Genomic DNA, 15,106 nt, shown 5'->3' with positions numbered 1-15,106 from the left:
GGTGTCTCACAGCCGATGTTTCACGTGAAACAAGCCCAAGGGTACCGGGCACCCCGAGATCACCTCCCCACCATTTACGAGCGACGGGCACCGTGGAGCGACTCCCCGTCTCCGCGCCGGGCACCGTGGAGCAGGCTGCGCTCTCTCCGCGGCGGCCGCCTCCTGACCGGATACGCACCGTCATAGCCATGGGCAGGACCGTAAGCGGTTACTGTCGCTAGCGTCGATTGCCGTCACCTCCGTCGCCGCCGGTCGTGGTCGCTTGCCGTGCCCCCGGTCCCGACCGGAGCCCGGCACAGCGCCGGTGGCACGGTCCGATCAGCTGTTCTTAGAGTGGGTCAATGCGCACTGGTGAGCCCCCGCCCACCGTGGGGGACGTCCTGTCCGCCCTCGCGACGGGACTGTGGACCTGGGACAGCGCTGCCGAAACCGTCACGATGGACGCCGAGGCCGCCCGGCTCATGGGGCTGCCCGCCGAGCCGACGACCCTCACCCAGGCCGGGGCGCGCTCACGTCTGCACCCCGTCGACTGGAACGAGATCGTCTCGGTCGTGCAGCTCGCCGTCGCCGAGGACACCCTCGCCGAGGTGCGGATCCGGGTCATGGACGAGCAGGGCCGGGTGGTCCGCACGATCCGCAGCCGTTCCAAGCCGACCTTCGACCCGGTCCGCAAGTCCTTCGAGCTGATCGGCACCATCCAGGAGGTCACCGAGCCCTCCCCGGCGACCGCCGTGCGGGCTCCGTCCGTCACCGGCGACTGGCGGCGTTCACGCGAGGCGTTCCTGCTGGACGCGGGCCGGGCGCTGGCCGAGGCGCGGTCCACGGCCGAGGTGCTGCGGGTCGCGGCGGGCCTGGCGATGCCCGGCTTCTCGCCGGACGGACTCGCGGTCTTCGGCGTGGAGGCCGACCGCCTCACCGTCATCGGCCACCACGGGCACAACGAGGGCGACGAAGGCCCCTTCACCCACATGCCGCTGGAGACGGACTACCCGGCCGCCGAGGTGGTCCGCACCGGCCGCGCGGTCTATCTCTCCTCCCCCGAGGACTACAAGGCGCGCTATCCCACGGCCTGGCCGCTCGCCGCACAGTTCGGCCGCCAGTCCTGGGCGTTCCTGCCGCTGACCGTCGCCGGCCGCACGATGGGCGCGTGGATGGCGGGCTTCACCCACCCCGTCACGTTCACCCCCGACGAGCGCTCGGTCCTGACCACCGTCGCGCGCATGCTCGCCCAGGCCCTCTCCCGCGCCGGCGCGGCCGAGACGGAGCGCGAACTGACCGACGGTCTGCAGCGCACGATGCTGCCCACGCTGGGCCCCGAGATACCGGGCATGAGCGTCGCCGCGCGGTACGTCCCCACCGGGGGCGGACTCCAGGTCGGCGGCGACTGGTACGACATGATCGCCCTGCCGAGCGGACGGTTCGCCCTGGTCATCGGCGACGTCCAGGGCCACGACGTACGCGCCGCCGGTCTCATGGGCCAGCTCCGCATAGCCCTGCGCGCCTACGCCTCCGAGGGCCACCGCCCCGACGCCGTCCTCTCCCGCGCCTCACGATTCCTGCACGGCATCACCGACTCCGCCGCCGACACGTATCCCGACCTGCGCTTCGCGACCTGCCTCTACGTCGAGGTCGACCCGGCGACCGGCGTCCTCGACATCGCCCGTGCGGGGCATCCCGACCCGGTGGTCCGCATGGCCGACGGAACGGTCCTCGTGCGACCCACCCCGGGCGGCCTCCCCCTCGGCATCGACCCCGACGCCGACTACCCCACCACCCGGCTGGTGCTGGAGCCGGGCGAGACGATGCTCCTGTGCACCGACGGCCTCATCGAGACCGGCGGCCACGACCTCGACACGGGCTGGCGCCGCATCCGCACGATCCTGGAGTCCTTCGACAGAGAACCGGAGGACGCCCAGGGGGGCTTAAGGGGCGAGGGGACCTTCGAGGCCGAGGCTGCCGGGGAGCGGGCTGCGGGAGACCGGGATGCGTCCTCGCCCGGGACGGATCGGCTCGGGCCTCACCGCCCGGAGGACGAGGAACCGACCGTCGTCGCCGCGCTGAGACCGGGCGGGCGGGGGACGGACGGCGATCCGGCACCGAACCAGTCGCCGGACCACGTCGAGCCACCTCGCGGGCCGGCGCCCACACGCACGGCGACCACCCGGGACCAGGACTCCCAAGCGCCGGGCACCCCGAACACCGGCGAGCCCGCACCGGACCGCACCCAGTCCACCGGCCTCACACCGGACCGCACCCAACCCGTAGGCCCCGCGCCGGACCGCACCCAACCCGTAGGCCCCGCGTCGGCTCGCGCGGAGCTTCCCGGTCGTCAGCCCTCGGGCCTCGAATCCGCCGGTCCTGTGGAGGCGAGCCCCCACCCAGGTCACCCGGGGCCCCTCGCCCCCACCGCCGCCCTCGTCCCCGACCCGCCGGAGGCGATCGGGCTGGCGCCGGGGCGGCTGGAGGCGTTGGCCGTCGCGCTGGTGCAAGGGGTGCACGGCCCCTCCTCGCACCACACGCCAGGCCCGCTCGCCGACCGGCGCGAGGACGACATAGCGATGCTGCTGCTGAGCCGGAAGAGCCAGGGCCGTGGCCGCGGCGACACCACCGCCGTACCGGCACCGGCCCGCCGCACCGCCCTGACCATCGCCCAGGCGGAGCCGGAACGCATCGCCGGCGCCCGCCAGCAGATACGCGAACTCCTCCACGACTGGACCTGCGCCGACCAGGTCGACTCCGCCGTGCTCCTCGTCTCCGAGATGCTCACCAACGTCCTCGTCCACACCGACGCCGACGCCCTCCTCGTCGCCGAGATGACCGGCGACGGCGGCAAGCGCCGCATACGCGTCGAGGTCACCGACGCCAGCGACGACCTCCCCCACAAGCGTCACCCCGGCGAACTCGCCTCCTCCGGACGCGGCCTCGTCCTCATGGACATGCTCGCCGACGCCTGGGGCGTGGACCCCCGCGGCGACGGCAAGAGCATCTGGTTCGAGCTGTACGAGACGCCACCACCGGAAGGCCCGCACCGCGCGGTCCTGAACCAGACGCCCCCCGCCCACCCATGACCGGCGCCGCCACCCTCCCAGTGACAGAGACGCACGCCCGCCCCTGGACACCGAGCCGCCGACCGATCAGCGCCGCTCGTACACGATGACCCGTCGCCCCCGCACCGCCTCGTCCGCGACGACGGTGAAGTACTCCGCCAGCACGGCCGCCTTCATCCGGTCCCGTCCCCCGGACAGCGGCCGGGCGACCCCGGGCGCGTCGGTGACCAGCAGGATCCGTCGCTGCGCGAGCATCGCGGTGCGAATCCGGGCCGGGTCCGCCTCCACCCCCTTGAGCGTCCCGGACGCCGCGGGGCTCCGGGTCAGCGCGATGTCCCGCAGTCCCGCGAAGTCGCCGGGGGAGACGAGCGCGGTGTCGCGCCGGGCGGACGGGGCGAAGAGCACCGCGTCCCCGGGCTGCTTCAGGTGCCGCACGTTCACGGCCGTCGCCAGGACGTCGTCGACCCGGCTGGCGGGGGACCGCTTGGCCAGCGAATGCGGCAGCAGTGCCACCATCGCGACGGCGACCAGCAGCGGGACGAGCCACGAGGCCGATCTGGGGAACCCCGGCCGGACGGCCCGTACCGCCGCGCTCAGGGCCGCCCCGATCAGCAGCGCCAGGCCCAGCATGCTGAACAGGACATAGCGGTCCAGGAACAGCGGACGGATCAGGCACAGGCCGAGCAGTCCCACCTGCGGCACCGCCAGCAGTGGCAGCGCGACCGCCGCCACCGACAGCCGCCCCACCCGCGGCCGGTCCAGCAGCGCCCCCAGACCGCCGATCGTCAGCAGGACCGCGGGGCCGATCAGCATGTGCCAGGTCAGCGGCGGTATCCAGGACACCTGCTCGGACTGCTGCCTGCTGAAAAGGATCAGCGGCAGGACCCCCACCACGGCGACCGCCGAGGCCGTCGCCCAGCGCGCCCAGGTCGCGCGCGGCGCCCGTGTCCACGCCAGGGTCGCCGCATGCGCGGGCACGATCAGCAGGGAGAGCCAGTTCAGCAGCCCGCACGCCAGGATCACGCCCCCGTACGCCACCCAGCACGCCCCCGTACCGGCCCGCCCCCGCTGGAGCGCGGTCACCAGCAGCAACGTCGAGAGGCCCGCGCCGGCCGCGATCAGCGCGTACGGGCGGCCCTCCTGGAGGTGGAACTGCACAGCCGGCAGTAATCCGAACACCAGTCCAGCACCGAGGCCTGCCCAGGGCCCGGCCAGCCGACGGCCGATGACCGTGACACAGGCCGCCGCCCCCGCCATGGCCAGCACCGAAGGCAGCCGCAGGGTCGTCGTCCCGGGGCCGAAGCAGTTGAAGAGGGCGTGCATCAGCAGGTAGTAGGCCCCGTGCACGACGTCGACCTGCCCCAGCATGTGCCAGATCTCGGCGGTCGATCGCCGCGCCACCTGCCAGGTCGCGGCCTCGTCCCGCCACACGCTGTGCTGCCGGGACAGCCCCCACAGACCGAGCGCGAGCGTCCACAGCACCGGAGCCGCCCAGACCGGCAGCCGCCGTACCGCCGTCGCGGCCGCCGAACGGGCCGCCGTGACGGTCGCGCACCCTCTCAGGAACGACAGCGCGGGCGCGCTCAAGCGAGCGGAGAAGTGCCGGACGGATGTCGGGATCCTCGGAATCCTCGGGATCCATCGTCGTGGAACAGCCTGCGCATGGTGTCTCTCCCCGTTGCCCTGCGTATGCGGCGGGGGAACGGGCAGAACTGAGCCCGCCCCGGCCGATGGCCGGGGCGGAACCGCGTGGTGCTCTCTCCCCCATGAGAGCCACCCGCTCCGGAGGTCAGCCGAAGGGGTGGACATGCCAGAACCTACGCGGTGGAGACAGTGCTCATCCAGGCGTCGACCGGGTGGGCATGATCACCCGGAACCCAGTGAACCCGGACGACACCCGGTGGCCCGATTGGCCGGGACGAGCCGCATTTGCCCAGGGAAGGGGCTCCGCTTCGCCCGGGGAGGGGCCCCGCCTACAGCCCTTCGGGGGTCATCCCGTGAACCGCCGGGATCGTCCCCAGTCGGCCCTTCTGGAAGTCCTCGAAGGCCTGCTGCAGTTCCTCGCGGGTGTTCATGACGAACGGGCCGTAGTGGGCCATCGGCTCACGGATCGGCTGTCCGCCGAGGAGCACGATCTCCAGGTCGGGCGCGTTGGAGTCCTGCTGCTCGTCCGCGCGGAAGGTGATCGAGGAGCCCGCGCCGAAGACGGCCGTCTGACCGAGGTGGATCGGCCGCCGGTCCGCACCGACGCTGCCGCGCCCGGCGAGGACGTAGGCGAGCGCGTTGAAGTCCTCGCGCCACGGCAGGGTGATCTCCGCACCCGGCGCGACGGTCGCGTGGAGCAGGGTGATCGGGGTGTGGGTGACGCCCGGCCCCTGGTGGCCGTCCAGCTCACCGGCGATGACACGGAGGAGCGCGCCGCCGTCGGGGGTGGTGAGCAGCTGCACCTGGCCACCGCGGATGTCCTGGTACTTGGGCGACATCATCTTGTCCCGGGCCGGGAGGTTCACCCACAGCTGGATGCCGTGGAACAGACCGCCGGACATGACGAGGGACTCCGGCGGCGCCTCGATGTGGAGCAGGCCGGAGCCGGCCGTCATCCACTGGGTGTCGCCGTTGGTGATGGTGCCGCCACCGCCGTGGCTGTCCTGGTGGTCGAAGATCCCGTCGATGATGTAGGTGACGGTCTCGAAGCCGCGATGGGGGTGCCAGGGGGTGCCCTTCGGCTCTCCCGGCGCGTAGTCCACCTCGCCCATCTGGTCCATCATGATGAACGGGTCGAGGTGCTGGTAGTTGATCCCGGCGAAGGCGCGTCGGACCGGGAAGCCCTCGCCCTCGAAGCCACTGGGCGCGGTCGTCACGGCGAGCACCGGGCGGGCCACCGCGTCGGTCGGTGCGGCGACACGGGGCAGGATCAGCGGGTTCTCGACGGTCACTGCGGGCATGTCGGTACCTCCTTGTGCGCTCAGTTTAGTTGATTATTGAACTTCCTGCCAGACCTAACAGCGCACCCCCGCATCCCATTCCCGCGCACCCCCGGACAACAGAACGCCGTCGGCCCCAGCGGACCAACGGCGAGGTGACGATCCGGGTCACCGGCGAACAGTAGAGGAGCCAAGAGCCCGGAAGAAACGATTCAGCAAGCCGCTATGGCCAAGCCACAGCCCACCCGAGGGGCGCGGGGAACTGCGCGATCAACCCCCACAGCCCCGCACCCCGCGACGAACCGAACCCACCACCCCGCCCCCGGAACCCGGCCCCACCAGCGGAGCTACCCGTCTGCGAAGCAATGGCGTCTAGCCATACATCCGCCGCATCGCGAACTCCACCATCTGCTCCACCGCCTTCGCGTCGAACACCATCCGGTGCTCCCCCTCCATGTCGAGGACGAAGCCGTACCCGGTCGGCAGCAGATCGATCACCTCCGCACCGGTGATCACGAAGTACTTGGACTCCTTGCCGGCGTACCGGCGGAGCTCCTTGAGCGAGGTGAACATCGGGATCACCGGCTGCTGGGTGTTGTGCAGCGCCAGGAACCCGGGGTTGTCGCCGCGCGGGCAGTACACCTTCGACGACGCGAAGACCTGCTGGAAGTCCTCCGCCGCCATCTGCCCGGTGGTGAAGGCCCGTACCGCGTCCGCGAGGGAGGGCGGAGACGGCTCCGGATACAGGGGTGGCTGCTGCCCGTAGCCGCCCCCCATCTGGCCGCCGGGCATCTGCCCGGGCATCTGCTGCTGCGGCGGCGGGGCGTACTGCTGCTGGGGGCCGGCGCTCTGGTCGTAGCCGTACATGCGGCAAAGCGTAACGAGTCACAGATGACCCGATCGGGGTTGCTTCTTATTACTGATGGGTAGCATCATCGACATACAAGCTACTAGTTGGTACGTGAACCAGCGCGAGGATCCAGTGCCTCGCCGATCTCTCTAACGGAGCCGTCGCCATGGGGCACTACAAGTCGAATCTCCGCGACATCGAGTTCAACCTCTTCGAGGTCCTCGGGCGCGACAAGCTGTACGGCACCGGCCCGTTCGCGGAGATGGACACGGACACCGCCAAGAGCATCCTGGAGGAGCTGACCCGCCTCGCGGAGAACGAGCTGGCGGAGTCCTTCATCGACGCCGACCGCAACCCCCCGGTCTTCGACCCGGAGACCAACACCGCTCCGGTACCGGCGTCCTTCAAGAAGAGCTACAAGGCCTTCATGGAGTCCGAGTACTGGCGGCTCGGCCTCCCCGAGGAGATCGGCGGCACTACCGCGCCGCGCTCCCTGATCTGGTCCTACGCGGAGCTGCTGCTCGGCGCGAACCCGGCCGTGTGGATGTACGCCTCCGGCCCGGCGTTCGCCGGCATCCTCTACGACGAGGGCAACGACGTACAGAAGAAGATCGCCCAGATAGCGGTGGACCGGACCTGGGGCTCCACCATGGTGCTCACCGAGCCGGACGCGGGCTCGGACGTCGGCGCCGGCCGCACCAAGGCGGTCCAGCAGGAGGACGGCTCCTGGCACATCGAGGGCGTCAAGCGCTTCATCACCTCCGGTGAGCACGACATGGAGGAGAACATCCTCCACTACGTCCTCGCCCGCCCCGAGGGCCACGGCCCCGGCACCAAGGGCCTGTCCCTCTTCCTCGTCCCGAAGTACCTCTTCGACTTCGAGACCGGCGAGCTGGGCGAGCGCAACGGCGTCTACGCCACCAACGTCGAGCACAAGATGGGCCTCAAGGCCTCCAACACCTGCGAGATGACCTTCGGCGACCGCCACCCCGCCAAGGGCTGGCTGATCGGCGACAAGCACGACGGCATCCGCCAGATGTTCCGCATCATCGAGTTCGCCCGCATGATGGTCGGCACGAAGGCGATCTCCACGCTCTCCACGGGCTACCTGAACGCGCTGGAGTACGCCAAGGAGCGCGTCCAGGGCCCCGACCTGGCGAACTTCATGGACAAGACCGCGCCCAAGGTCACCATCACCCACCACCCCGACGTGCGCCGCTCGCTCATGACGCAGAAGGCGTACGCGGAGGGCATGCGCGCCCTCGTCCTCTACACGGCCTCCATCCAGGACGAGATCCAGGTCAAGGAGGCGGCCGGCGAGGACTTCTCCGCCCTGGAGGCGCTGAACGACCTGCTCCTGCCCATCGTCAAGGGCTACGGCTCCGAGAAGGGCTACGAGCAGCTCGCCCAGTCCCTGCAGACCTTCGGCGGCTCCGGCTTCCTGCAGGAGTACCCGATCGAGCAGTACATCCGCGACGCCAAGATCGACACCCTCTACGAGGGCACCACCGCGATCCAGGGCCAGGACTTCTTCTTCCGGAAGATCGTCCGCAACCAGGGCGCCGCGCTCAACTCCCTCGCCGAGGAGATCAAGAAGTTCCTGGCCCTCGGAGAGGGCGGCGAGCAGCTGGAGGGGGCCCGCGAGCACCTCGCCAAGGCCGCCGTCGAGCTGGAGGCCATCGTCGGCCTCCTGCTCACCGACCTGGCCGCCACCGAGCAGGACGTCAAGAACATCTACAAGGTGGGCCTGAACACCACCCGCCTGCTGATGGCCTCCGGTGACGTCGTCGTCGGCTACCTGCTCCTCAAGGGCGCCGCCGTCGCCGCCGAGAAGCTGCCCACCGCCTCCGCCAAGGACAAGCCCTTCTACACCGGCAAGATCGCGGCGGCGAAGTTCTTCGCGGCCAACGTGCTCCCGGGCGTCACCCTCGCCCGCAAGATCTCCGAGGGTGTCGACCTGGACCTGATGGAGCTGGACGAGGCGGCGTTCTAGACAGCCGCCCCTCGACCGCACCCCGGTCGTGGCGCCGGACGGACCCTGCCCGTCCGTCCGGCGCCCCCTCCTCCGCACGCTCACCACGAGGGCCCGCTCCCGTCCCCAGGGAGCGGGCCCTCGTACGTCGTTAAGGTGAACCCCATGCGCACACCCCCACGCTTCGATCGCGGCCACACCGACGACCTCATGACCTTCCTGGCGAGCAGCCCGACCCCGTACCACGCGGTGGCGAGCGCCGCGGAACGGCTGGAGAAGGCAGGCTTCCGACAGGTCTCGGAGACCGACGCGTGGGACGGCTCGCTGGGCGGCCGGTACGTGCTGCGCGGGGGCGCGATCATCGCCTGGTACGTCCCGAAGGGCGCCCACCCCCACACCCCCTTCCGCATCATCGGTGCCCATACCGACTCCCCCAATCTGCGGGTCAAACCCCGCCCCGACAGCGGCGCCCACGGCTGGCGCCAGGTCGCCGTCGAGATCTACGGCGGCCCGCTGATGAACTCCTGGCTCGACCGCGACCTCGGCATCGCCGGCCGGCTCTCCCTGCGCGACGGCACCAGCCGCCTCGTCAACGTCGACAGACCTCTCCTGCGCGTCCCCCAACTCGCCATCCACCTCGACCGGACAGTCACCTCCGACGGCCTCAAGCTCGACAAGCAGCGCCACCTCCAGCCCGTCTGGGGCCTCGGCGACGACGTCCGCGACGGCGACCTGATCGCCTTCCTCGAGGAGGAGGCGGGTCTCCCCAAGGGCGAGGTCACCGGCTGGGACCTGATGACCCACTCCGTCGAACCGCCCGCCTACCTCGGCCGCGACAACGAACTGCTCGCCGGCCCCCGCATGGACAACCTCCTCTCCGTGCACGCCGGTACCGCCGCACTCGCCGCACTCGCCGGCGCGGGCGACGACCTCCCCTGCATCCCCGTCCTCGCCGCCTTCGACCACGAGGAGAACGGCTCCCAGTCCGACACCGGCGCCGACGGCCCACTGCTCGGCGGGGTACTGGAGCGCTCGGTCCTCGCCCGCGGCGGCTCCCTCGAGGACCGGGCACGGGCCTTCGCCGGCTCCGTCTGTCTCTCCTCCGACACCGGCCACGCCGTCCACCCCAACTACGCGGAGCGCCACGACCCCACGCACCACCCCCGCGCGGACGCCGGCCCGATCCTGAAGGTCAACGTCAACAACCGCTACGCCACCGACGGTTCGGGCCGCGCCGTCTTCGCCGCCGCCTGCGAGAAGGCCGGTGTGCCGTTCCAGACGTTCGTCTCCAACAACTCCATGCCCTGCGGCACCACCATCGGCCCCATCACCGCCGCCCGGCACGGCATCCGCACCGTCGACATCGGCGTCGCCATCCTCTCGATGCACAGCGTCCGCGAGCTGTGCGGCGCGAAGGACCCCTACCTCCTGGCGAACGCCCTGGCAGCCTTCCTGGAGGGCTGACTCCCCGCCCCGGCACCCGCCCCTGGCCCCGTCCCACCCCCAACGGCTGTTACTGACCCGCCTGTCCGGGTACCCGATGTCAACCGGTAGGACCGAACGACCGGAACGACCGGCCGACCCAACCGGACACAGGGAGGAACACTCATGGGCCTGGGCGGGTGCATCATTCTGATCGCGGTGGGGGCCATCCTCACGTTCGCCACCGACTGGGACATGCAGGGGGTCAACCTCGACCTGGTCGGCGTCATCTTCATGATCGTCGGCCTCATCGGGGTCGCGACGTTCAGCAGCATCGCCAAGCGGAAGCGGGTCGTGGTGCCCCCCACGGCCCCGGTCATCGACGAGGACCCCCACCGGGGCGGCTACCAGGGCTACTAGGGCACCGGAGCTACCAACGCGCTGGGGCTGCTGGGGCGCCAGGGCCGCGGGGTCGCTGCCTCAGGCCCTGTCGCCGTCGCCCTCGTCCATCCCCGCCAGCACCAGCGGCAGCCGGTCCGTGCCGCCCTCCGTGAGCCGGACCGGCACGCCCCAGTCCTGCTGGTGCACATGGCAGGCCGGGTACGCCTGGGAGGGGTCGTCGTCGCAGGAGGCGGCCATCGCCGAGACGTGGAGGACGCCCTCGGGTATGGACGGGTCCAGTTCGAGCTCACGGGACAGGGCCGTGTCCGCGCCCTCGCCCCCGAGCAGCAGCTCGGGCGGGGTGGCGGAGACGAGCAGCCTCGTCGAAGGCCCGTACCGCTCGTCGAGCTTCTGCCCCGCCGGTGCCTGGAACACCACGTCCAACCGCAGCCTGCCGGGGGCGACTTCGGTGGCCGCTCGCCGGGTGCGGTGGGCGACGGCCTCCACCTTCACCGTCTCCTCCGGCAGCCGCAGCCTGGTCAGCCGGTGCCGGGCAGACTCGACGACCACGATGTCGTCCCCGACGAGCACCGCGTCGCTCGGCTCTCTCACGTCCGTGGCCAGGGTGGTGACCTCGCCCGTCGCCGGGTCGTAGCGGCGGAGCGCGTGGTTGTAGGTGTCGCTGACCGCCACCGAGCCGTCGGGCAGGACGGTGACGCCCAACGGATGCTGCAGCAGCGCCTGTTCGGCCGGGCCGTCACGGTGCCCGAAGTCGAAGAGCCCCGTCCCGACCGCCGTGTGAACCGCCCCGTCGAGGTCCACCCAGCGCAACGCGGACGTCTCCGAGTCGGCGAGCCACAGCCGGTCGGGGGTCGCCGCGAGCCCCGAGGGCTGTGCGAACCAGGCCTCGTCACCCGGCCCGTCCACCAGACCCTCGTTGGTCGTGCCAGCCGCCACGGCCACGGTGCGGTCGGCCGGGTCGTACGTCCACAGCTGGTGGACTCCTGCCATCGCGATCCACACCTTGCCGCCGAACACGGCCACGTCCCACGGCGAGGAGAGGTCGATCTCCCGCGCCGGCCCGGAGGTCGGCGAGCCCTGCCACCACTGGCGGCCGGTGCCCGCGAGCGTCGTGACCCTCCCGGTGGCCGGATCGAGCCGGCGCAGTGCGTGATTCACCGTGTCGGCGACGACCACGGCACCGCCGTCCAGCAGCGCCAGCCCCTGTGGCTCGCTGAAGCGGGCGTCTTCCGCGTCGCCGTCCACGAACCCGCGCTCGCCGGAGCCGTAGTGCCGTACGACCGTCTCGCCGTCGGGCGCCAGCCGGACCAGTCGGTGCCGGGTGGTGTCGCTGACGAGGAAGTCGCCGCCCGGCAGGGGCAGGGCCTTTCCGGGGAAGCGCAGCACCGTCGGCTCGGGCTCCGGCGCCACATAGGGCCCGTCGCCGCGGCGCAGCGTGCCCTTGTCCTCGTGCTCGGTCTCCAGCTCGGCGACCAGCCGCTCGATGGCGTGCGCATGCCCCTCGCCCGCGTGCTGGGCGACCACGTACCCCTCCGGGTCGACCACCACGAGCGTGGGCCAGGCCCGTACCGCGTACTGCTTCCAGGTGGCGAGCTCCGGGTCGTCGAGCACCGGGTGCTCCACCCCGTACCGCTCGACGGCGTCGACCACCGCCCCGTGGTCCGCCTCGTGCGCGAACTTCGGTGAGTGCACCCCGATGACGACCACCGTGTCCCGGTGCTTCTCCTCCAGCTCCCGCAGCTCGTCGAGGACATGCAGGCAGTTGATGCAGCAGAACGTCCAGAAATCCAACACCACTATCTTCCCCCGCAGGTCAGCGAGGCTGTACTCCTTGCCGCCCGTGTTCAGCCAGCCGCCCTTCCCGATCAGCTCGGGGGCGCGGACGCGGACACGGCGGGGTGCCGGGTGCCGGTTCGTGGAATCGCTCATGGATCAAGCGTGCCACTTGTCGACGAACCGCTCACGAGCCTGTGGACAACTTGCCCACAGGCCTGTGGATAACTTTCGATCCCGGCCGCAGCGGGCGTCCGGAGACCGGACTGAGCCCTTCGGCCTACAGGCGACGTTTCGGAGCGGGCCCGGGGGAACGCCTCAAGGCATGAGATTCCTCGTGCGCGACCGGATCCTCGGCATCGGTGACGACTACTGGATCGAGGACGAGAACGGCCGGAAGGCCTTCCTCGTCGACGGCAAGGCCATGCGGCTGCGGGACACCTTCGAGCTGAAGGACACCCGGGGCGAGGTGTTGATCGACATCCGCCGCAAGATGTTCGCGCTGCGCGACACGATGGTCGTCGAACGCGGCGGCGAGCCCCTCGCCACCGTCCGCCGCAAACGCCTCTCCCTCCTGCGCAACCACTTCCGGGTCTCCCTGGCGGACGGCACCGAACTCGACGTCAGCGGCAAGATCCTCGACCGTGAGTTCGTCATCGAGTACGACGGCGAACTCCTCGCGCACATCTCCCGCAGATGGCTGAGCGTCCGCGAGACCTACGGCCTCGACGTCGTTCGTGACGACGCGGACCCGGCCCTGCTGATCGCCGTGACGGTGTGCGTGATCAACCTGGCGGAGCGGGAGCGGGAGGACGACTGACGGGACGTACGCCGCAGGGCTCAGCGGCGCGGTGTGTCCAGCCCCAGGAGCCGGTCCTTCAGCGCCGGGAACTGCTCGCGTGTGGTCGCGACCCTCGTCGGGTCGAGGTCGACCGTGAGGACCTCCTCGTCCGGGCCCGCTTCGCCCAGGACCTCGCCCCACGGATCGACCACGATCGAGTGACCGGCTTGGGGAACCCCCGCGTGCGTACCGGCCGTTCCACAGGCGAGGACGTAGGCCTGGTTCTCCACGGCTCGTGCCTGCGCCAGCAGTGTCCAGTGGGAGCGTCGGCGCTCCGGCCAGCCCGCCGACAGCACGAACATCTCGGCGCCCGCGTCCACGAGGCCCCGGAACAGCTCGGGGAACCGCAGGTCGTAGCAGGTGGCGATGCCGATGGTCGTGTCCGGGAGGCGAAGCGTCACCAGCTCAGCGCCGGCGCCCATCAGCACGGCCTCGCCCTTGTCGAAGCCGAAGCGGTGGATCTTGCGGTAGGCGGCGGCGAGGACGCCGGACGGTGAGAAGACGAGGGAGGTGTTGTAGAGGGTTCCGTCGGGGCCGCGCTCCGGGATCGAGCCCGCGTGCAGCCAGACGCCCGTGTCGCTCGCCGCCTTGGCCATCGCCTCGTACGTGGGCCCTTCCAGCGGTTCGGCGGCCTCGGCGAAGGATTCGAACGCGAATGCGCCGGTGGTCCAGAGCTCCGGGAGGACGACGAGATCGGCGCCGGCCTGGTCCCGTACCAGCGAGGCCACCCGCCGCCTGCGCGAATCGACCGATTCGTCCTCGTCTACGCCGATCTGGATGAGCGAGGCGCGCACAGTACCACCGTCCTGGCATTCGAGCCGTCCACACCGGCCTACGATCGTCACACGAAAGCACTGCCGGGGTGCCTCAGAGCAGCGTAACTTAACGTTTCACAGCACCCACTGACAGCCGCCGACGACCTACTCCACGCCGTCAACGCCGACGCCCCCACCGAAGACCACCACCCACGTAGCCGACACGTACCGACCGTACTGACACGTACCGACCGCCCGAGGGGTCCCGTTCCGTGAGTCTGCATCCCACTCTTCAGCCCTACGCCGACGCCTGGACCCACTCCGTGGACGCGATATCCGAACTGGTGTCGCCGCTCGTGGAGGGCGAGTGGAACCGCCGGACGCCGTGCCCGGGGTGGTCGGTGCGCGATGTGGTCTCCCATGTCATCGGGATGGACTGCGAGATGCTCGGCGACCCCCGGCCGATCCACACCCTGCCGCGCGACCTGTACCACGTACGGACCGAGCACCAGCGGTACATGGAGATGCAGGTCGACGCCCGCCGTCACCACACCGCGCCGGAGATGACCTCCGAGCTGGAGTACACGATCATCCGGCGCAACCGCCAGCTGCGGAACGAGTCCCGGGACCCGGGCCACAAGGTGCGGGGCCCGCTCGGCACGGAGCTGACTCTCGAACAGGCCATGCGGAATCGCGCGTTCGACGTCTGGGTCCACGAGCAGGACCTGCGCGCCGCCCTGGGGCAGCCGGGGAACCTGGACTCGCCGGGCGCGTACGTCGTCCGTGACGAGCTGCTGTCCGTGCTGCCGAAGGTCGTCGCGGAGGACGCGCAGGCACCGCGCAGTTCGGCCGTCGTCTTCGACGTGCACGGTCCGGTGGAGTTCATCCGTACCGTCCGGGTGGACATCCAGGGCCGCGGCACGCTGGAGACCTCCCCCGCCCTCGGCCCCGCCGCCGCCCTCACGCTCGACTGGGAGACCTACGTCCGCCTCGCCTGCGGCCGCGTCACCGCCGACCTCGTCGCCGACCGCATCAAGGCCGAGGGCGACCCCCACCTGATCGCGGCGATCCTGCGCGCGTTCGCGGTGACCGTGTAGCCACCGGGTCAAAACGCGCAGCC

Annotated in this window: 11 protein-coding genes; 6 read left to right on the top strand and 5 right to left on the bottom strand. The window is 70.9% G+C overall.

The genetic code is table 11. The features are described from left to right. Positions 1-341: 341 nt before the first annotated feature. Positions 342-3,068: a SpoIIE family protein phosphatase gene (locus L3078_RS23390; RefSeq protein ID WP_239755911.1), complete on the top strand. Its 2,727-nt coding sequence runs from the start codon at positions 342-344 to the stop codon at positions 3,066-3,068. Positions 3,069-3,134: 66 nt separating this feature from the next. Here L3078_RS23390 and L3078_RS23385 read toward each other — a convergent pair whose 3' ends face one another. The 3 genes from L3078_RS23385 to L3078_RS23375 all read right to left on the bottom strand — a co-directional run bounded on the left by L3078_RS23385 (position 3,135) and on the right by L3078_RS23375 (position 6,838). Continuing rightward, a complete protein-coding gene (locus L3078_RS23385) occupies positions 3,135-4,550 on the bottom strand; it encodes a glycosyltransferase family 39 protein (RefSeq protein WP_420864182.1) in 1,416 nt (471 codons plus the stop codon). 470 nt (positions 4,551-5,020) lie between these two features. Next, positions 5,021-5,992 (bottom strand): pirin family protein, encoded by a 972-nt coding sequence (locus tag L3078_RS23380; protein ID WP_239755910.1) that lies wholly within the window; start codon positions 5,990-5,992, stop codon positions 5,021-5,023. 351 nt (positions 5,993-6,343) lie between these two features. Further along, the gene (locus tag L3078_RS23375; RefSeq protein WP_184906245.1) at positions 6,344-6,838 is read right to left on the bottom strand and encodes an SseB family protein; all 495 of its coding nucleotides are present in this window, start codon (positions 6,836-6,838) and stop codon (positions 6,344-6,346) included. Positions 6,839-6,987: 149 nt separating this feature from the next. Here L3078_RS23375 and L3078_RS23370 point away from each other — a divergent pair, with 149 nt between their 5' ends. The 3 genes from L3078_RS23370 to L3078_RS23360 all read left to right on the top strand — a co-directional run bounded on the left by L3078_RS23370 (position 6,988) and on the right by L3078_RS23360 (position 10,635). Then, entirely contained in the window at positions 6,988-8,814 is a 1,827-nt protein-coding gene (locus L3078_RS23370) for an acyl-CoA dehydrogenase (RefSeq protein WP_239755909.1), read from the top strand. A gap of 144 nt (positions 8,815-8,958) precedes the next feature. Beyond that, positions 8,959-10,257 carry a M18 family aminopeptidase gene (locus tag L3078_RS23365; protein ID WP_239755908.1) on the top strand — a complete coding sequence of 433 codons (1,299 nt, stop codon included), beginning with the start codon at positions 8,959-8,961 and terminating at the stop codon, positions 10,255-10,257. Positions 10,258-10,401: 144 nt separating this feature from the next. Further along, the gene (locus L3078_RS23360) at positions 10,402-10,635 is read left to right on the top strand and encodes a hypothetical protein (RefSeq protein ID WP_239755907.1); all 234 of its coding nucleotides are present in this window, start codon (positions 10,402-10,404) and stop codon (positions 10,633-10,635) included. A 60-nt stretch (positions 10,636-10,695) separates the two neighbouring features. Here the strand turns inward: L3078_RS23360 and L3078_RS23355 are convergent, their stop codons facing one another. Further along, a complete protein-coding gene (locus L3078_RS23355) occupies positions 10,696-12,546 on the bottom strand; it encodes a thioredoxin-like domain-containing protein (protein ID WP_239755906.1) in 1,851 nt (616 codons plus the stop codon). Between the two features lie 169 nt (positions 12,547-12,715). Between L3078_RS23355 and L3078_RS23350 the strand changes: the two genes are divergently transcribed. Next, positions 12,716-13,210: an LURP-one-related/scramblase family protein gene (locus L3078_RS23350; protein WP_239755905.1), complete on the top strand. Its 495-nt coding sequence runs from the start codon at positions 12,716-12,718 to the stop codon at positions 13,208-13,210. A gap of 20 nt (positions 13,211-13,230) precedes the next feature. Here L3078_RS23350 and L3078_RS23345 read toward each other — a convergent pair whose 3' ends face one another. Next, on the bottom strand, positions 13,231-14,025 hold the full coding sequence (locus L3078_RS23345) for a carbon-nitrogen family hydrolase (protein WP_239755904.1): 795 nt from the start codon (positions 14,023-14,025) through the stop codon (positions 13,231-13,233). 233 nt (positions 14,026-14,258) lie between these two features. On the opposite strand from L3078_RS23345, the gene L3078_RS23340 reads away from it, so the two are divergent. Then, a complete protein-coding gene (locus tag L3078_RS23340) occupies positions 14,259-15,083 on the top strand; it encodes a maleylpyruvate isomerase family mycothiol-dependent enzyme (protein ID WP_239755903.1) in 825 nt (274 codons plus the stop codon). Positions 15,084-15,106: the final 23 nt, after the last annotated feature.

Source organism: Streptomyces deccanensis (assembly GCF_022385335.1).
Classification (GTDB): domain Bacteria; phylum Actinomycetota; class Actinomycetes; order Streptomycetales; family Streptomycetaceae; genus Streptomyces; species Streptomyces deccanensis.
The sequence above is the reverse complement of the archived record's forward strand: the minus strand, read 5'-3'. Positions and strand labels throughout refer to the sequence as shown.

Coding starts and splice junctions, on each gene's coding strand:
- L3078_RS23350 (WP_239755905.1), top strand. CDS start 12,716: ATGAGATTCCTCGTGCGCGACCGGATCCTCGGCATCGGTGACGACTAC.
- L3078_RS23370 (WP_239755909.1), top strand. CDS start 6,988: ATGGGGCACTACAAGTCGAATCTCCGCGACATCGAGTTCAACCTCTTC.
- L3078_RS23365 (WP_239755908.1), top strand. CDS start 8,959: ATGCGCACACCCCCACGCTTCGATCGCGGCCACACCGACGACCTCATG.
- L3078_RS23360 (WP_239755907.1), top strand. CDS start 10,402: ATGGGCCTGGGCGGGTGCATCATTCTGATCGCGGTGGGGGCCATCCTC.
- L3078_RS23390 (WP_239755911.1), top strand. CDS start 342: ATGCGCACTGGTGAGCCCCCGCCCACCGTGGGGGACGTCCTGTCCGCC.
- L3078_RS23355 (WP_239755906.1), bottom strand. CDS start 12,546: ATGAGCGATTCCACGAACCGGCACCCGGCACCCCGCCGTGTCCGCGTC.
- L3078_RS23375 (WP_184906245.1), bottom strand. CDS start 6,838: ATGTACGGCTACGACCAGAGCGCCGGCCCCCAGCAGCAGTACGCCCCG.
- L3078_RS23380 (WP_239755910.1), bottom strand. CDS start 5,992: ATGCCCGCAGTGACCGTCGAGAACCCGCTGATCCTGCCCCGTGTCGCC.